The sequence below is a fragment of the Uliginosibacterium sp. 31-16 genome (genome assembly GCF_030730865.1).
Taxonomy (GTDB): Bacteria; Pseudomonadota; Gammaproteobacteria; order Burkholderiales; family Rhodocyclaceae; genus Uliginosibacterium.
The window spans coordinates 1,508,834-1,524,653 of the sequence record NZ_JAVALZ010000001.1; the positions used below are offsets into that span (position 1 = coordinate 1,508,834).

The 15,820-nt window shown below is 62.1% G+C and carries 19 protein-coding genes; 7 read left to right on the plus strand and 12 right to left on the minus strand.

All coding sequences use genetic code 11. From position 1 onward, the window contains the following. Positions 1 to 378: 378 nt before the first annotated feature. The 6 genes from Q9Q94_RS07060 to Q9Q94_RS07085 all read left to right on the plus strand — a co-directional run bounded on the left by Q9Q94_RS07060 (position 379) and on the right by Q9Q94_RS07085 (position 6,127). Positions 379 to 684 (plus strand): chaperone NapD, encoded by a 306-nt coding sequence (locus tag Q9Q94_RS07060; protein ID WP_305979320.1) that lies wholly within the window; start codon positions 379 to 381, stop codon positions 682 to 684. After that, positions 681 to 3,224 (plus strand): nitrate reductase catalytic subunit NapA, encoded by a 2,544-nt coding sequence (gene napA / locus Q9Q94_RS07065; RefSeq protein ID WP_305979321.1) that lies wholly within the window; start codon positions 681 to 683, stop codon positions 3,222 to 3,224. The genes Q9Q94_RS07060 and napA overlap by 4 nt, the downstream gene beginning before the upstream one ends. A 34-nt stretch (positions 3,225 to 3,258) precedes the next feature. Then, positions 3,259 to 4,056: a ferredoxin-type protein NapG gene (napG, locus tag Q9Q94_RS07070; RefSeq protein ID WP_305979322.1), complete on the plus strand. Its 798-nt coding sequence runs from the start codon at positions 3,259 to 3,261 to the stop codon at positions 4,054 to 4,056. Continuing rightward, positions 4,053 to 4,910: a quinol dehydrogenase ferredoxin subunit NapH gene (napH, locus tag Q9Q94_RS07075; protein ID WP_305979323.1), complete on the plus strand. Its 858-nt coding sequence runs from the start codon at positions 4,053 to 4,055 to the stop codon at positions 4,908 to 4,910. The genes napG and napH overlap by 4 nt, the downstream gene beginning before the upstream one ends. Next, entirely contained in the window at positions 4,907 to 5,365 is a 459-nt protein-coding gene (locus Q9Q94_RS07080) for a nitrate reductase cytochrome c-type subunit (protein ID WP_305979324.1), read from the plus strand. Before napH ends, Q9Q94_RS07080 begins: the two co-directional genes overlap by 4 nt. A gap of 87 nt (positions 5,366 to 5,452) precedes the next feature. After that, positions 5,453 to 6,127, plus strand: a complete 675-nt coding sequence (locus Q9Q94_RS07085) for a NapC/NirT family cytochrome c (protein WP_305979325.1) — start codon at positions 5,453 to 5,455, stop codon at positions 6,125 to 6,127. Between the two features lie 248 nt (positions 6,128 to 6,375). Here the strand turns inward: Q9Q94_RS07085 and Q9Q94_RS07090 are convergent, their stop codons facing one another. The 6 genes from Q9Q94_RS07090 to Q9Q94_RS07115 form a co-directional block, all read right to left on the minus strand. Next, positions 6,376 to 7,413, minus strand: coding sequence for a PIN domain-containing protein (locus Q9Q94_RS07090; protein ID WP_305979326.1), 1,038 nt, complete (start codon positions 7,411 to 7,413; stop codon positions 6,376 to 6,378). Between the two features lie 165 nt (positions 7,414 to 7,578). Next, a complete protein-coding gene (locus Q9Q94_RS07095; protein WP_305979327.1) occupies positions 7,579 to 7,791 on the minus strand; it encodes a KTSC domain-containing protein in 213 nt (70 codons plus the stop codon). A gap of 109 nt (positions 7,792 to 7,900) precedes the next feature. After that, a complete protein-coding gene (locus Q9Q94_RS07100) occupies positions 7,901 to 8,446 on the minus strand; it encodes a DUF2799 domain-containing protein (RefSeq protein ID WP_305979328.1) in 546 nt (181 codons plus the stop codon). A gap of 67 nt (positions 8,447 to 8,513) precedes the next feature. Continuing rightward, positions 8,514 to 8,954: a NifB/NifX family molybdenum-iron cluster-binding protein gene (locus Q9Q94_RS07105; RefSeq protein WP_305979329.1), complete on the minus strand. Its 441-nt coding sequence runs from the start codon at positions 8,952 to 8,954 to the stop codon at positions 8,514 to 8,516. Then, positions 8,942 to 9,484, minus strand: coding sequence for a hypothetical protein (locus Q9Q94_RS07110; protein ID WP_305979330.1), 543 nt, complete (start codon positions 9,482 to 9,484; stop codon positions 8,942 to 8,944). The genes Q9Q94_RS07105 and Q9Q94_RS07110 overlap by 13 nt, the downstream gene beginning before the upstream one ends. Then, on the minus strand, positions 9,481 to 9,813 hold the full coding sequence (locus Q9Q94_RS07115; protein ID WP_305979331.1) for a DUF134 domain-containing protein: 333 nt from the start codon (positions 9,811 to 9,813) through the stop codon (positions 9,481 to 9,483). The genes Q9Q94_RS07110 and Q9Q94_RS07115 overlap by 4 nt, the downstream gene beginning before the upstream one ends. A 110-nt stretch (positions 9,814 to 9,923) precedes the next feature. Between Q9Q94_RS07115 and Q9Q94_RS07120 the strand changes: the two genes are divergently transcribed. Next, positions 9,924 to 10,238 carry a rhodanese-like domain-containing protein gene (locus Q9Q94_RS07120; protein WP_305979332.1) on the plus strand — a complete coding sequence of 105 codons (315 nt, stop codon included), beginning with the start codon at positions 9,924 to 9,926 and terminating at the stop codon, positions 10,236 to 10,238. Positions 10,239 to 10,346: 108 nt separating this feature from the next. On the opposite strand, the gene Q9Q94_RS07125 is transcribed toward Q9Q94_RS07120, so the two are convergent. The 6 genes from Q9Q94_RS07125 to Q9Q94_RS07150 all read right to left on the minus strand — a co-directional run bounded on the left by Q9Q94_RS07125 (position 10,347) and on the right by Q9Q94_RS07150 (position 15,736). After that, positions 10,347 to 10,679: a hypothetical protein gene (locus Q9Q94_RS07125; RefSeq protein ID WP_305979333.1), complete on the minus strand. Its 333-nt coding sequence runs from the start codon at positions 10,677 to 10,679 to the stop codon at positions 10,347 to 10,349. Between the two features lie 20 nt (positions 10,680 to 10,699). Continuing rightward, positions 10,700 to 11,554 (minus strand): archaetidylserine decarboxylase, encoded by an 855-nt coding sequence (gene asd / locus Q9Q94_RS07130; protein ID WP_305979334.1) that lies wholly within the window; start codon positions 11,552 to 11,554, stop codon positions 10,700 to 10,702. Positions 11,555 to 11,705: 151 nt separating this feature from the next. After that, a complete protein-coding gene (locus Q9Q94_RS07135; RefSeq protein ID WP_305979335.1) occupies positions 11,706 to 12,992 on the minus strand; it encodes a hypothetical protein in 1,287 nt (428 codons plus the stop codon). Then, positions 12,989 to 13,732 carry an outer membrane lipoprotein-sorting protein gene (locus Q9Q94_RS07140; RefSeq protein WP_305979336.1) on the minus strand — a complete coding sequence of 248 codons (744 nt, stop codon included), beginning with the start codon at positions 13,730 to 13,732 and terminating at the stop codon, positions 12,989 to 12,991. Before Q9Q94_RS07140 ends, Q9Q94_RS07135 begins: the two co-directional genes overlap by 4 nt. 73 nt (positions 13,733 to 13,805) lie before the next feature. Further along, the gene (locus tag Q9Q94_RS07145) at positions 13,806 to 15,050 is read right to left on the minus strand and encodes an FtsX-like permease family protein (RefSeq protein ID WP_305979337.1); all 1,245 of its coding nucleotides are present in this window, start codon (positions 15,048 to 15,050) and stop codon (positions 13,806 to 13,808) included. After that, positions 15,047 to 15,736: an ABC transporter ATP-binding protein gene (locus tag Q9Q94_RS07150; RefSeq protein ID WP_305979338.1), complete on the minus strand. Its 690-nt coding sequence runs from the start codon at positions 15,734 to 15,736 to the stop codon at positions 15,047 to 15,049. Before Q9Q94_RS07150 ends, Q9Q94_RS07145 begins: the two co-directional genes overlap by 4 nt. Between the last annotated feature and the right edge of the window lie 84 nt (positions 15,737 to 15,820).

Sequence of the window (15,820 nt, forward strand, 5' to 3'; positions counted from 1 at the left end):
CGCCATTTCCTGCAGGAATATGACAGCCCGACCTTGGGACGTGATCAGTCCGTTCCGGCGCGTGGCTGAAGAGCCGCTTCTGGCGGGCATCTCCAGCATACCCGCCTGCACAGCAAGACCGCGGGCTGCTTTGCGGGGTGGTGTGCCGGAAAGGCCCGCTGCACGCCCCTGTACGGGTAATCACCTAGCTGCGCAAAGCCTTGCCGGATGTGGGCTCTTTTCATTCTTGACTCGAATCAAGGAGCCGCCCTGTTTCCCGGCTTTCAATCAGCCCTGCTGGCACCAGTGTGGGGCAGTTCCCTTGCGGGTGCTTTTCATGCGCCATTCCGGTGCTGATAGCTAAGCTGATCGGGTATCCATGGCGGTGCGGGAGACAACATGAAGATCGTAACCTTGCTGGCGCGGGTGCGTCCGGAGCAGGCCGAGGCCATTGCTGCGCGGCTGGCGCAGATTCCTGGCGTCAGTCTGCATGGCACGACGCCGGACGGCGGGCGCCTGATCGTCATGATCGAAGATGGTGAAGGTTATGCCGTCAGCGATTCCATCCTGGCGGTGTCGATCGAACCCGCCGTGCTGGGTACCACCCTGGCCTACGAATACACCGACGACGAGGTCACCCCGGCCGAGTTGTCGGCAGCCATGAGCAGCTCGAAGAAAAGACACGAACAGGAGACGCAGGCATGACTCTGACCCGACGCGAATTCATCAAGACCCAGGCGCTGGCCGCCGCCACCGCAACCGCCGTGGGCAGCCCGCTGGCCCACGCGGCGACCGCCACCCGGGTGGCACCCGGAGAAGTGCGCTGGGACAAGGCCGCCTGCCGCTTCTGCGGAACCGGCTGTTCGGTGCTCGTCGGGGTGCAGGACGGCAAGATCGTGGCCACGCAGGGCGACCCGGACGCGCCGGTCAACCGCGGGCTGAACTGCATCAAGGGCTACTTCCTCTCCAAGATCATGTACGGCGCGGATCGCCTAACCCAGCCGCTGCTGCGCATGAAGAACGGCCAGTACGCCAAGGATGGCGAATTCGCCCCGATCAGCTGGGACAAGGCCTTCGACATCATGGCGGAGAAGTGGAAAGCCGCGCTGAAGGAATCCGGCCCGACCTCGATTGCCATGTTCGGCTCCGGGCAGTGGACCATCTGGGAAGGCTACGCTGCGTCCAAACTGTGGAAGGCCGGCTTCCGCTCCAACAATCTTGATCCGAATGCCCGCCATTGCATGGCCAGCGCGGTGACAGGTTTCATGCGCACCTTCGGCATCGACGAGCCGATGGGCTGCTACGACGATATCGAAGCCACTGACGCGTTCGTGCTGTGGGGCTCGAACATGGCCGAGATGCACCCGATCCTGTGGAGCCGCATCACCGATCGCCGCCTCAGCCATGAGGGCTGTCAGGTGCATGTGTTGTCCACCTTCGAGCATCGTTCTTTCGATCTGGCCGACAACGGCATGGTCTTCGTGCCCAACACCGATCTGGCGATCCTCAACTACATCTGCAACTACATCATCCAGAACAAGAAGGTGAATCTGGATTTCGTGAAGAAGAACGTGAATTTCAAGAAGGGCGAGACCGACATCGGTTTCGGCTTGCGCCCTGGCCACGATCTGGAAAAGAACGCCACCAACAACGGCTACCCGGGCGCCGACGGCAAACCGAAGGGCGATGTCGGCAAGGCCACCCCGATCAGCTTCGAGGAGTTCGCGAAATTTGTTTCTGAATACACGCTGGAGAAAGTCAGCAAACTTTCCGGCGTGCCAGCGGCCAAGCTGCAGAAGATGGCCGAGCTGTATGCCGACCCGAAGAAGAAGGTGATCTCCTTCTGGACCATGGGCTTCAACCAGCACACCCGTGGGACCTGGGTGAACAACATGATCTACAACGTCCACCTGCTGGTGGGCAAGATCTCGGAGCCCGGCAACAGCCCGTTTTCGCTCACCGGCCAGCCCAGCGCCTGCGGTACTGCGCGGGAAGTCGGCACCTTTGCGCACCGTCTGCCGGCCGACATGGTGGTCACCAATCCCGAGCACCGCAAGCACGCCGAAGAAATCTGGCAGCTGCCCGAAGGCACCATTCCCGACAAGGTCGGCCTGCACGCCGTGGCCCAGAGCCGCGCGCTGAAGGATGGCAAGCTCAAGTGCTACTGGACCAGCACCACCAACAACATGCAGGCCGGGCCGAACATCAACGGCGAGGTCTATCCGGGCTGGCGCAATCCGGCGGCCTTCGTGGTCGTCTCCGATGTGTATCCCACCGTGTCGGCGCAAGCTGCCGACCTGATCCTGCCCAGCGCCATGTGGACCGAGAAGGAAGGCGCATTCGGCAACGCCGAGCGGCGCACCCAGTTCTGGCGCCAGCAGGTCAAGGCCCCGGGCGATGCGCGTTCGGATCTGTGGCAGTACATCGAGTTCTCCAAGCGCTTCAAGGTCGAGGAAGTGTGGCCGGCTGAGCTGATTGCCAAGAAGCCCGAGTTGAAAGGCAAGACCCTCTTTGATGTGCTGTATGCCAACAAGGTGGTGAACAAATTCCCGCTTGCCGAGCTTGAGAAGACCAATGGTCACGCCATCAAGGGCTACATGAATGAGGAGTCGAAGGTCTTCGGCTTCTATCTGCAAAAAGGGCTGTTCGAGGAATACGCACAATTTGGTCGCGGTCATGGCCACGACCTGGCGGACTTCGACGTCTATCACAAGGCCCGCGGTCTGCGCTGGCCGGTGGTGGATGGCAAGGAAACCCTGTGGCGCTTCCGCGAGGGCTACGACCCGTACGTGAAGAAAGGCGAGGGCGTGAAGTTCTACGGTCACAAGGATGGTCGTGCCGTGATCTTTGCGCTGCCCTACGTAAATCCGCCCGAAATGCCGGACAAGGAATTCGACCTGTGGCTGTGTACCGGCCGCGTGCTGGAGCACTGGCACACCGGCTCGATGACGCGTCGCGTGCCTGAGTTGCACAAGGCCGTGCCCGAGGCGGTGATCTACATGCATCCGGACGACGCCACCAAGCGCAAGCTGCAGCGCGGCATGCTGGTCAAGGTTGCTTCGCGGCGTGGCGAGATCACCGCCCGCATCGAAACCCATGGCCGCAACAAGCCACCGGTCGGGCTGATCTTCGTGCCTTTCTTCGACGAAGGCCGCCTGGTGAACAAGCTCACGCTCGACGCTACCTGCCCGATCTCGAAAGAGACGGACTTCAAGAAGTGCGCAGTGAAGGTGACGCGCGCTTGATGCGTGACAGCTGATTCGTGACGCGTGACACGTGATGAGCGAGCCCGCCAAGCCAGCCGCCAGCGCCCCGCGCCGCCGTTTCCTCAAGGAAATGGCCGGTGCGGCTGGTGGCGCCTGCCTGCTCGCCATGGGTGTCGGCCTCTATTCGAAGCAGGCCCGGGCGCTGCCGGCGCAGGCCATCCGCCCGCCCGGTGCGCTGGCGGAAGATGCCTTCCTCGGCGCCTGCATCCGCTGCGGCCTGTGCGTGCGCGATTGCCCCTATGACACGCTCAGGCTCGCCACGCCGGGCGACGGCGTGGTCAGCGGCACCCCCTATTTCACTGCCCGTGACATTCCTTGCGAGATGTGCGAGGACATCCCTTGTGTGAAGGCCTGCCCCAGTGGTGCGCTCGATCATGGCCTTACCGATATTCGCCAGGCCGACATGGGCATCGCGGTGCTGATCGATCAGGAGAACTGCCTCAACTTTCTCGGTATGCGCTGCGACGTGTGTTACCGCGTATGCCCGGTGATTGACAAGGCCATCACCCTGGAGATGCGCCGCAACCCGCGTGAGGAGCGCGAAGGTCCGGCCACCACCCGGCATGCCATGCTGATTCCTACCGTGCATGCCGATACCTGCACCGGCTGCGGCAAGTGCGAGAAGAGCTGCATCCTGCCCGAGGCCGCGATCAAGGTGCTGCCTGCGCACATCGCCCGCGGCGCCCCCGCTGATCACTATCGCCGGGGTTGGGAAGAGAAGAGCAAGGCGGGCGGTTCGCTGATCGGCGATCAGGTGAAGCTGCCGGTGCGCGGGCTGGATGGACAATCCGCGCCGGGAGGCCAGCCATGAGCGCTCAGCACCCCGGTGTTGAAGCCATCGCCGCCAAAGGCTGGCTGCGTGCGCACAAATGGCTTTTGCTGCGGCGTGGCTCGCAACTCGGCATCCTTGCCGCATTTCTTGCCGGGCCATTGTTCGGCTGGTGGATCGTCAAGGGCAATCTTGCCGCCAGCCTGACGCTGGACGTATTGCCGCTGACGGACCCCTTCGTTTTCACGCAGATGCTGGCCGCACGGCACTGGCCGGAAGTGAGCGCCATCACCGGAGTCCTGATCGTGCTCGGTTTCTATCTGCTGGTTGGTGGCCGGGTGTTCTGCTCGTGGGCATGCCCGATGAATGTGGTCACCGATGCCGCCAGCTGGCTGCGTCGTCGCCTGGGGCTCAAGGGCGGCCGCACGCCGCACGATGCCACGCGTCTCTGGCTGCTCGGCGCGGTGCTGCTGGCTGCCGCCATCACCGGCAGGCTGGTGTGGGAATGGGTCAATCCGGTGTCCATGCTCATGCGTGGCCTCGTTTTCGGCTTTGGCGCCGCCTGGGTGTTCGTGATCGGCGTCTTTCTCTACGACCTGCTGCTCGCCGGGCGTGGCTGGTGCGGCCATGTCTGTCCCATGGGGGCGTTTTACGGCCTGCTCGGCAAGGTCGCGCTGCTGAGGGTTTCCGCCCATCGGCGCAGCGCCTGCAACGACTGCATGGATTGTTTTGCCGTGTGTCCCGAGCCGCAGGTAATCCGTCCGGCACTGAAGGCGGCAGGACAGACCCATCCCGTGATTCTGGAAAGCGCCTGCACCAACTGCGGGCGTTGTATCGATGTATGTAGTCAAGATGTTTTCCGGCTCGGCAGCCGGTTCAACAGGAGCGAACAATGAAAAAACTGATGCTGATCCTATCGACCTGCCTGCTGCTGGCTCCGCTGTCACTGCAGGCCGCTCCCGAAGCCAAGCCTTTTGAGCCCATCAAGCTGCAGACCCTGCGCGGCGTGGACATCCAGGGGCCGGAAGCGACGTCCGACAACTTCCGCAACGAACGTGACCAGCCGCCCCTGCCGCGCGATTTCGTGCAGCAGCCCCCCCTGATTCCGCACACGGTGAAGGGTTACAACATCACCAAGAACTTCAACAAGTGCATGGATTGCCACGCCTGGAACCGCACCAAGGATACGGGCGCGACCAAGGTCAGCGTCACCCACTTCAAGACCCGCGAAGGCACCGAGCTCTCCAACATTTCACCGCGCCGCTATTTCTGCACACAATGTCATGTGCCGCAGACCGATGCCAAACCGCTTGTAGCGAACAAATTCCAGCCCGCCGCCGGAATGAGATAAGAAACGCTCGTCAGACGCCAAACCCTTTCGTGCCCGGCTCGACGCAGCATGAATGGGGGCCCGGACCCGACACAACAGGATAAAAACATGAGCAACGACACCCAAGCCTGCAGTCTTAAATCCCGCCTGTGCGGTCTGCTGAAGAAGAAATGGGTCATCGGCCTCGGCGGGCTCACCGTCGCTTTCGCCGCGGGCATCCTCTTCTGGGGCGGCTTCAATACCGCGATGGAATGGACCAACCGCGAAGCCTTCTGCATCTCCTGCCACGAGATGGAAAACAACGTGTATCAGGAATACCGCAACACCATCCACCACTCCAACCGCACCGGCGTTCGCGCGACCTGCCCTGACTGCCATGTGCCGAAAGAGTGGGTACCGAAGATGATCCGCAAGGTCCAGGCTTCGCAGGAAGTGTGGGGCAAGCTCACCGGCACCATCGACACGCCGGAGAAGTTCCAGGCCAAGCGCCTGCAGCTGGCCCAGAACGAATGGCGGCGCATGAAGGCCAACAATTCGCAGGAGTGCCGCAACTGTCACAACTACGATTCGATGGACTATGCCGAGCAGAACCGTCGTGGTGCCGCCATGCACCAGCAGGGCTTTGCCGATGGCATGACCTGCATCGACTGCCACAAGGGCATTGCCCACAATCTGCCGCCGGTCGAGCAGCACATCGGCACGGAGCGCGCCGAAGTGCCGGCGCAGGTGATGCACCCGCCTGTTGCGCCCAAGCCTGAAGCAGACGTATCGGCGCCGAACTGAGCGCTCGAACCTGAAAGCACAAGGCCCCGCGAGTCGGGGCCTTGTGCTTTGCAGGAGGCTTCGGGTTTCGACCCGGAGCGGGTGGTCTGCGCATGTGGAGGCGGACGTTCAATTTGTAGGGGGCGCATTGCGCACCGTTTCAAGAATTCATCCACCACCTAGGCAGATAAAGCCGCCGAGAGAGAACGGGAACATCGGTTCAGCGTGCGCGGTGCGCACCCTACAAGGCTTGATAGGTCGGTCGCCTTCTAGGTGTCGAGCATGTCCCACTCGTCGCCGAGCATCCAGCGGATCGCGGATAGCTTACCGTTGATCATGCCCCACTCGAAGTCATCCCATGGGCCGCACTTCGCTCTACCAAGCCGCTTCATGGTGTCAGCCGCCGACGCTTTCGCACCGTCGAATACCGAGTCTATGATATGTGTTTGGTTGTTCGAGCCGGCCTTGACCCATTCGTCGCGCGTGACAACCTTAATCTTCCCGCTCTTGACATCCCAGCGCAGGTTCATGTGTCGGTTGTACCAGACTTGCTCGGTTAGCTCATCCATAGCCGCGACCATCTCACTTAGGCCGCGCGGCTCAAATTCGTAACCCATCGCCTTCAGCACGTCTGGTTCAAGATAGATACCATCGATTTTACGAATCAGGTCGGCGAGCGTGATGAAATACAGCGACTTGATTTTGCTGAATCCTGCAGCCAGATCCACGTGCGGTTCCTTCTGGTTCCCGCCAACAAGGCTGAAGTCGCTCTTGTTGTGCGTAACGAAGGCAAACCGCTCACGCGGTTTGCCTGACTGCACTGCTTCGAAGTAGGTTTCCACCAACATTGCATCGGCAATGCTGTTCTTGTTCTCGTGATGGCATGGCGCTTTCCGGCTCAATGCACGCTCTGCCGCTTTAAGTTTCGCGGCGTCACTCGTCTTTAGCAGGGTGCCAGCGCATAGCAATTTCTCAATCCGATCGAGCGCGCTCTTGGTGGCAGCGCCCTTGATCGGGATGCTGTGGTCAAGGTCTGACAGGTACTCGAGTACTTGATCCTTTTTCGCGTCATTCGATGCATTTCTGACGGCTTCCTTCACGAGATTGAAATGTGAACTCAGGCTCTTGACACTCCTCGCTGCTACCCGCTCCCGGTTCGCTCTGAACTCCTCGAGCACAAGCTGGGGCACAAGCAGAGCGATCTTGTCATCGTCCACGAGCGCCTGAAGAATCTCAACAAGCGGTGTCTGCCGCTGATTCTCAGCAAGGTCGAGCCAGACGCTCGTATCAATTAAGACGTTGAACATAAATTTCACCTGTCCGCCAGAGCCATGGTCAACTGAGTACGCTCGGTGTGCTGTGACTTCGTCATCGCTTCACGGAGGTCTTAATGAGCAAAGCGAATTGCGCCGTATGAATGTTTTCCCCTGCGGCAAAAAAATGGCGCAATTCCGCTTCGCTCCATTGTTCCCTCAACGCTTGATCGAATAATCCTCTTCGATCTTGTCCTGGTAATAGCCGAACGGGGAGCTGCTGGCGAGGAAGCGGGTGGCGATTTCTTCGCCGACGTTGGTGTGCTGGATCACCTTGCCGGTGGAGAACTCGATTTCGAGGATGCGGCTGCTGCGCTCGTAGCCGGCGGATTTGATGCCGCCGCGGTTGATGGGTTTGCGTTCGATGGCCATGGTGGTTTCCTCTGGAGGTGTCTGAAGAGCCGCATGTGGCGGACTTGTCGGAGCAGCCGTGCTGAAGAGTGCCAAGGGGCGCGGCTCTTCCGGCATGCTGCCCTGAAACTCAGTACCGGAGCCGGTCTGCGCGCATCTCGCGGCGATGCAGATCGTCCCAGGCGAAATCGCGTTCCATGCGCAGGCGGCTCATCTGGCCGCTGAGGTAGCGGACTTCGTCCTTGCTGTCGGCTCTGCGCAGGCGTTGTTCGAGCTCGCGCTGGTCGTTTTCCAGGCGTTCCAGACGCTGGCGCGCCAGATAGATGTCGCGGCCGATTTCGTAGCTGTTGAGGAAGCTGCCTTCGCTCCGGTCCGGGCAGACGCCGGCGTAGTGCTCGCCGCGCTTGCCGACGGCCAGGCCGTTGGTGGGCGTGCAGTAAAAGGCGATGCCGCGTTCGCGGCCCTCTTCATAGGCGCGCTGGTTGGGGTTGATGCCGAATTCGGTGCAGGCTTCGCGGTGCTCGTCCAGGCGGGCCAGTGGGCGGCCGTTCTGGCCATCGCGATAGCCGATGGCGCGCCAGTCACCATTGCGGCATTCCTGCTCGCTGAGCGTGGAGCAGGCACTCAGCAGGAGAGGGAGCAGACAGGACAGCCAGGGCAGGAAGCGGGCAGACATGGAATGACTCCAACGCAGACAGGTGCGAGTCTAACGCGGCACGCGCGCGAAAGGCTGACGTGAGTACTCAGAGGGCAGGTGTCATGCACGCCAGACCGCGCTGCCGCCGCCCGCCTGCCGGGCTGGCTTCGGCGGCCCGGGTGATCAGGCTGCCCGCCAGAAAGCCCTGCACGATGCGCTGTGGGTCCGCTTCTTCCGTTACGCGCGTGTGGATGCCGCGCAAGGCGAGCTTGTCGCGGATGCCGACGCCGATGCTGCGTGCGATCAGCATATCCACGCCATCGAGCGGATGCGCTGCATCGGCCTGCAGCGCAAACAGGCTTTGCTGCGGGCTCAGATCGAGTCGCTGCGGTTCGCTGCCGGCAGGGGCGGCCAGATCAAAGATCAGGAAGTGCCGGCAGCGTCCGGCGTGCGGACTCAGGCTGTGGCGGTTTTGACAGGCGAGGGCGAGCCAGCGCACCGGTGGCGGTGCGGGCTTCGCCCGGGTGCCAAGGATCAGTGCGAGCAACCGCAGCCGCCGCTCTTGCGCCCCTGTCCGCCACAACCACCGGCACCGTGCTCATGGTTGTGACCCTTGCCGCCACAGCATTCGTGGTCGGGATTGTCGTGGCCCTTGCCACCACAGCACTCGTGATCGTCGCCGTGGTTGGCGCCGCCGCAGCATTCATGATCGGCTGCATGATCGTGCCCGCCGCAGCATCCGCCGCCCGCGTGCTCGGGGTTGAAGAGCGGGGCGGCTTCGAGTTCGCCGGCACGGAACTGGGCCAGTGCGGCGGCGGCCGATTCGGCTTCGCAACCGAAGACCTGGATGCCGTTCTGCTGCAGCTGGAACAGCAGCTGCGGGTGGATTTCGCTGCACAGGATGCCCTGGATGCCGCTGACGATTTCTTCGCTGATGGCTTCGGGTTGGGCGCGGTCGATGGCGTGGAAGACTTCGCTGTCACTGTCGAGGATCAGGAGGTGCTGGGCGGCGCCGAAGTCGGCTTCCAGAGCAGCGGCGAGGCCATCCGGTGTGGCGACGGGGATACAGAGTTTCATGCGGGTTCCTTCAGGGCAGAAGATTGGGAAACGAGAGTGATGAGCGGCTGCGCCGGACTGGTGATGCGGAGCGCCTTGCCGTTGATGAGTGCATCGGCGATCTTGCGATGCGCGCGTTCGAGGATGTTGCCCACGGTCTGGCGCGAAACCCCCATGCGCACGGCGACATCGGCCTGATACAGGCCATCCAGATCGGCCAGGCGCAGGGCTTCAAGTTCGTCCAGCTCCAGCGCGACTTCATCCAGCGCGTGCAGCGGAACCCCGCGTGGCTTGAAGTAGTCTGAAACGGGTGCGCAACTGACGCAGCGCTGCTTGGGTGGGCGAGCCATGGCAAACTTGATTATTGGCAAAAGCCAATTATGCAGGCTGCGCCAGAATGGCCGGGTTGATGTGGATCAGGCCGGACCTTCGGCCGCCCGATAATCGAGGAGACAGAAGCATGAAACACATTCTGCTGACGGCACTGCTGGGGCTGGCCTGTGCGGGCGCTTCGGCCAAAACCGTGCTGATTGATGTGCGCACGCCGGAGGAGTTTGCGGCGGGCCATCTGGAGGGCGCGCTGAACATCGACCATCAGGTGATCAGCCAGCGCATCGGCATGGCCGGGGTGAGCAAGGACGACGAGGTGATCCTGTATTGCCGTTCGGGGCGTCGCTCCGCGCTGGCGCTGGAGTCGCTCAAGGGCCTGGGCTACAAGAAGCTGCAGAACTACGGCAGCATGGACGAAGCCCGCAAGAGACTGCAACAGAAGTAGGCTGCAGACCCGCTTCTGGCGGGCGTCTTCAGCAGGCTATGCCGGAGAGGTGCATCAGAAGCGCCTGAGCAGGCGGCATGCCCGGAAAGACTTGCCGGGAGCGGCTCTTCAGGCTTCCTTGCGTCTGCTGAACAGCGCGAACATCAGAAAGCCCCAGCCGGTGGCGTCGCAGGCGAAGCGGATGGCAGTGACCAGACCGATCACCAGGCTGATCTGCGGTCTGAAGCCGGCTTCGGCGACTGCGTCGACCATCCAGATATTCAGCCCGACCGAGATCAGCAGGCCGAGGATCAGGCAGCCGAAGCCCGCCAGGCACAGGCCGGATACGCGGGGATGCTGCTGCCAGCGCACAGCGGCGATGCAGATGCCCGTGGCGTAGACCAGAAACATGGGCAGGATGCTCAGCACCAGCCCCAGAAAACTGCCGATATTGCCGCCCATGGTTTTGTTTCCTTCTTGGCTCAGGCGGATGCGCCGACGCTCATGCACATGGCTTCACCCATGCGCAGCGCGCCGCCCGGCTGCCAGGCCGGGTTGAAGTCGCGCGTGGCCTTGGGAAAGAGCATCACCACGGTGGAGCCGAGCAGGAAACGGCCCATCTCGTCGCCCTGCTTCAGATCGATCTGCTGACCTTCGTAGCGCCACTCGCGCACTTCCTTGCTGCGCGGCGGATTGACCTGGCCGTGCCACACCGTGGCCATGCTGCCGACAATCGTTGCGCCGACCAGCACCAGCACGAAAGGCCCCTGCGCCGACTCGAACACGCAGACCACGCGCTCGTTGCGCGCGAAGAGGCCCGGCACGCCGCGGGCGGTGGTCGGATTCACCGAGAACAGCTCGCCCGGCACATGGATCATGCGGGTGAGGCGTCCGTCACAGGGCATGTGGATACGGTGGTAATCGCGCGGGCTGAGATACAGGGTGGCGAAATCTCCATCCTGGAATTGCGCGGCCAGGGCGGCATCGCCACCGACCAGTGCGGTCGTCGAATAGCGGTGGCCCTTGGCCTGGAAGATCTGGTCGCGCTCGATCTTGCCAAACTGGCTGATCGCGCCATCCACCGGGCAGACCAAGTCGGCAGCCGCCAGCGGGCGGGCGCCGGGCTTCAGCGCGCGGGTGAAGAAATCGTTGAAGCTGGCGTAGCTGGCGATGTCCGGGTTCGCCGCTTCAGCCATGTTCACCTGATAGCGGCCAACGAACCAGCGGATCACGCGGGTGGTGAGACCGCCCAGTTGTGCCGAGGCAAAGCGCCCGGCCAGTTCGGTCAGCGCCTGTTTGGGCAGAAGGTATTGCGGCAAGACGGCGAGACGGGACACGGCGGATCCTGAGTAAAAGGGTTCAGGGGCGGATTGTAGGGCCTGCGGCGCCCGGATGGCGTATCCGGGCTTTGCGGCGGGGCCGTGATCGTCGGAGCGCAGGTGCGGCCCGGAATCCTTACGTACCCCTATTTACTCCGCTGACAGCCTCTCAGAAGAAGTAGCGGGCGTAAGCCTCGACGCGCATCGAGCTGCTCTTGGTGGGGAATTCCGCATTCGGCTGCCCGCCGAAGAAGATCACGCGGCTGCGCAGTTCCCAGTTGGCAAAGCCGGTGTAGCTGACTTCCGGCTGAAGCTGCCAGGAGCCGTCTTTCAGATTGGTCATCGCGGTGACGGAGGCGGCTCCGTATACCCAGTCAAACGGCTCGCTGACACTGGCTTTCAGATACAGGTAATCGGTGCCGGGATTGGCTTTGCCGTAGCCCGATTGCGCCACCGTGCGCGCCTTGCTGCTGAGGGCGGGTGATGCGCCGGGGGCGAGCGCCCGGTCGAGGAAAGCGTAGTAATCGTCGAGCTGATTGGCGCTGTAACCGGCGCCGTTGCGGTAGTACTCGGCGACCCAGGTGACTTCGCTTTTCGTCAGGTAGCGCAGGCCCAGCAGCCATGAGTTGAAATTGATCTGGCCGCTGCTGGTGAGGCCGCTGGCGCTGACGGTGTTGCGCGGGGCATCCAGCGTACGCGCCCATTCGCCATGCACTTCCAGCGCGGGCGTGAGGTTGCGCGAGAAATCGATGCCGAAGGCCTCGGGCTTCGCGCCCTTGCCGCGCCACATCAGGTCGATGTCGGTATCAAAAGCCAGCAGGTAGAGTTTGGCCGCCGGGTTCAGATCCTCTTCGCGGCCGAAGTCGTTGTTCAGATTGTCGTTGGTCGGCACCACCATGCCGGTAAAGTTGATCGAGCTGACCGGGCCGCTGAAGCTGCGGGTCCACTCGCCGCTGGCCATCACGAAGCCTTCGCGACTGGCGGTCGGATCGGACGGGTCCTTCGGCCGTTCGACGAGGCCAACCGGGCTCCAGGCGTAGCCCTTTCCCCAGCGCTGCACGCGCTTGCCGATATCGAAACTCAGTTCCGGCCCGACGCTCCAGCGCAGGCCGCCTTCCATGACCTGGCCATAGTTGGTGGTGTGCACTAGATCGTCGCCCTGATAACTGGCCTGGGCGCGCACATCGGCCGCCAGCGACTGGTAGTTGGCTTTGCCACTCAGTTCCAGTGTGCTGGTGCTGCGTTGCAGCCAGTCCTGCGCGGGTTCGCCGGGAAAGGCCAGCCGGTAGGCGGAGCTGTCGCCGCGCAGTTTCAGGGTTTCGAATTTCTGTTCGAGGTAGCCGTTGAATTCGTAAGGCTTCTTGTCGAACTCGCTGGCGTCGAACTTGAATTCCTCTTCGGCATTCGCCGTCATTGCGGCCAGCGCCAGAAGGATGGCGGCGGATGCCCTGATCATTTGCGCAACTCCTCCAGGCGCGACATGTAGCCCTGTGTGAACACTTCATCACTGACCACGCGCTTCTTCAGACCGGAATAGAGCATCACCGATTTGTAGCCCTTGTACAGCGGGCTGTCGGTTTCGACCGTCGCCGGACGCTTGATGCCGCCGCCGAAGTCTTTGATGTCCTTGAAACGCAAGGTCTTGATCAGCATGCCGGAGCTGGCAAACGCTTCGATTTCCAGCGGCAGCACGGTTTTTTTGTCGACCACCATCTTCAGCTGGTCGTAGGCCACTTCAGCGGTCTTGGCCTTCAGCTTGAGCAGGTAAGTGTCGCCTTGGTCCTCGGCGCTGGTGACGGTGTATTCCTCGGTGTAATCGATGCGCAGGATGTCGGCATTGCTGAACACGCCGCCGGTGATCGACTGCTGGCTGGTGATGCGCATCGGCTTGCCGACGCTGGGCACATAGAGCCACATGTTGTCGCCCTGGCGCAGGGTGCTGCGGCCCTTGTCGCTGGCGGGCGAGAGAAACAGTGCGGCGACGTTGTCCTTGCCCTTCTTCACCGAGAACAGCACGAATTCCTTCTTCGTGCCGTCCGGCTCGATGTTGATGAGCTTGCGATACATCTCGTAGCTCTCTGGCTCCAGATTGCGGTCCACCTTTTGCAGAATGGCAACGCCATCAATGGCGGACTGGCTCAGGGCCGAGGCGAACAAGGCCACGGCAGCGAGCGATAGGGCGATGAGTTTTTTCATGGTGGATCTCCTGATTCCTGGTGTGTGCGGCATGCCCGGAGAGCCTGGCGCAGAGCGGCTCTCCAGGCATATGTCAGACGTGGCGCAGGGCCGTGACGGGGTCCATGTTCGCCGCCCGCCAGGCCGGCTGCAGGCTGGCCAGGGCGGAGACCAGAATCGCCAGACCAAGCACCAGCAACACTTCGCCCGTAGCCAGCACCGGCACCAGCGCCAGCGCGTTGCGGCCGAAGGTGAAACTGATGGGCCAGACATGGAAGATGGCAACCAGTGCATAGCTGATGGCGACGCCGGCGACGGCGCCTACCAGACCGAGCAGAAGACCTTCGCCGAGGAAGATGCCCATGATCTTGCCGGGCCTGGTGCCGATAGCGGCCAGCGTGCCGATTTCGCGGATGCGTTCATACACGGCCATCAGCATTACGTTCATCACACTCACCAGCACGATGGCGATCAGCATCACGCGGATGAAGAGGGTCATCATGTCGATCATCTTGACGATGGTGGCAAAGGGCGACAGTTCTTTCCATGAGTGCAGTTCCGTCGCCGGCTTGTCTTCCTTGTTGCGGATCGTATCGAGCTGCGTGGCGAGGCCTTGCTGCACGCGTTCGAGCATATTGATGTTCTTCAGGCGTACAGCGATTTCCATGACCTCAGGTTTTTCCATGCGCAGCAACTCGCGGGCATCCTTGATGTGGATGTAGCCATCACGTCCGCCCGGACCGGTCACCTGATCAAGGATGCCGCGTACGGTGAAGGGCCGCGCATTGACCGAGCCGGAGGCGTTGGTGACGACCAGCACCACCGAGTCCCCTACCTTCACCTTCAGACCACGCGCCAGCAGCGTTGGCAACAACAGTTCGCCTTCCTTGACCAGCGGGCCGATTTTCTCGCCATCCAGGATGCGATTGCGCAGGGCCGGCACGGTAGTGTCTTCGGCTTCAGGTTCGATGCCGTTGAGGCGAATTGCACTGGTCTCCGCATAGTTGGAGAACATCGCGCCCATCTTCACGCGTTTCGAATACGCAGCAACATCCGGATTGGCCTTGAGGAAGTCCTCGACCTTGCTCACGGCATTGGGTTGCAGGTTCAGGTTCAGCGGCGAGTTGTCCGTCGCGGCCTGATAGCCTTTGCGGTGTACCTGCAGGTGGCCGAGCATGCTGTCGGTGATCTCGCCGACCATGGTCTGCTTGAAGGCACCGGCACTTGCCACGAAGATCAGCAAGGCGACGACGCCCAGAGTGATCAGGCCCGCTGTGAGCAGGGTGCGACGGCGATAGCGCAGCAGGTTGCGCGCCGACAGTTTCAGGGTGGCGATCATTGTTGAGCTCCTTGGCGTGAGAGCAGGCCGTCTTCAAGGATGAAGGTGACTTCGGCTTCGCCCATGATCTTCGGGTCGTGGGTGGAGAACACGAAGGTCGTGCCCGATTCATCGCGCATCTGCTTCATCAGATTCAGGATGCGGTAAGCAGTGTCGTGATCGAGATTCGCAGTCGGTTCGTCGGCCAGCACCAGCTTGGGTTCGCCGACCAAGGCGCGGGCCACGGCTACGCGCTGCTTCTGCCCGCCGGAGAGCTGATCCGGACGCTTGTGTGCCTGATCCGCCATGCCCACGGCTTCGAGGATTTTCATCACGCGCTCGCGCCGCTTGCTTTCTGCCCAGCCGCGCACCATCAGCAGCGGGTACTCCACATTTTCGTAGGCGGTCAGTACCGGCACCAGATTGAAATCCTGGAATACGAAGCCCAGATGCTCGCCGCGGAATGCTGCAGCGGCATTGCGCGAGAGCCTGGCGACTTCTGTGTCATTAACCAGCAAGGTGCCGCTGCTGGGGTGATCGAGACAGCCGATCAGGTTCAGCATCGTCGACTTGCCACTGCCCGAGGGGCCAACGATGGCGACGAAAGCCGACTTCTCGATCTCGAAATCAATGCCTTTCAAAGCCGGTACGTCGATCTCGCCGACGCGGTAATTCTTCTTGATTGCGGTGGCTTGGATCAGGGCCATTTTTGTCTCCTGAGAAAATAGGGGGCGTCATCCCGGCGAAGACCGGGATCCAGTGCTGCGTGATCTGGACTTCGACCTTGCCCG

Excerpts from the sequence above, each read along its gene's own strand:
- Q9Q94_RS07060 (WP_305979320.1), top strand. The coding sequence starts at position 379 with ATGAAGATCGTAACCTTGCTGGCGCGGGTGCGTCCGGAGCAGGCCGAG.
- napA (WP_305979321.1), top strand. The coding sequence starts at position 681 with ATGACTCTGACCCGACGCGAATTCATCAAGACCCAGGCGCTGGCCGCC.
- napG (WP_305979322.1), top strand. The coding sequence starts at position 3,259 with ATGAGCGAGCCCGCCAAGCCAGCCGCCAGCGCCCCGCGCCGCCGTTTC.
- napH (WP_305979323.1), top strand. The coding sequence starts at position 4,053 with ATGAGCGCTCAGCACCCCGGTGTTGAAGCCATCGCCGCCAAAGGCTGG.
- Q9Q94_RS07080 (WP_305979324.1), top strand. The coding sequence starts at position 4,907 with ATGAAAAAACTGATGCTGATCCTATCGACCTGCCTGCTGCTGGCTCCG.
- Q9Q94_RS07085 (WP_305979325.1), top strand. The coding sequence starts at position 5,453 with ATGAGCAACGACACCCAAGCCTGCAGTCTTAAATCCCGCCTGTGCGGT.
- Q9Q94_RS07090 (WP_305979326.1), bottom strand. The coding sequence starts at position 7,413 with ATGTTCAACGTCTTAATTGATACGAGCGTCTGGCTCGACCTTGCTGAG.
- Q9Q94_RS07095 (WP_305979327.1), bottom strand. The coding sequence starts at position 7,791 with ATGGCCATCGAACGCAAACCCATCAACCGCGGCGGCATCAAATCCGCC.
- Q9Q94_RS07100 (WP_305979328.1), bottom strand. The coding sequence starts at position 8,446 with ATGTCTGCCCGCTTCCTGCCCTGGCTGTCCTGTCTGCTCCCTCTCCTG.
- Q9Q94_RS07110 (WP_305979330.1), bottom strand. The coding sequence starts at position 9,484 with ATGAAACTCTGTATCCCCGTCGCCACACCGGATGGCCTCGCCGCTGCT.
- Q9Q94_RS07115 (WP_305979331.1), bottom strand. The coding sequence starts at position 9,813 with ATGGCTCGCCCACCCAAGCAGCGCTGCGTCAGTTGCGCACCCGTTTCA.
- Q9Q94_RS07120 (WP_305979332.1), top strand. The coding sequence starts at position 9,924 with ATGAAACACATTCTGCTGACGGCACTGCTGGGGCTGGCCTGTGCGGGC.
- Q9Q94_RS07125 (WP_305979333.1), bottom strand. The coding sequence starts at position 10,679 with ATGGGCGGCAATATCGGCAGTTTTCTGGGGCTGGTGCTGAGCATCCTG.
- Q9Q94_RS07135 (WP_305979335.1), bottom strand. The coding sequence starts at position 12,992 with ATGATCAGGGCATCCGCCGCCATCCTTCTGGCGCTGGCCGCAATGACG.
- Q9Q94_RS07140 (WP_305979336.1), bottom strand. The coding sequence starts at position 13,732 with ATGAAAAAACTCATCGCCCTATCGCTCGCTGCCGTGGCCTTGTTCGCC.
- Q9Q94_RS07145 (WP_305979337.1), bottom strand. The coding sequence starts at position 15,050 with ATGATCGCCACCCTGAAACTGTCGGCGCGCAACCTGCTGCGCTATCGC.
- Q9Q94_RS07150 (WP_305979338.1), bottom strand. The coding sequence starts at position 15,736 with ATGGCCCTGATCCAAGCCACCGCAATCAAGAAGAATTACCGCGTCGGC.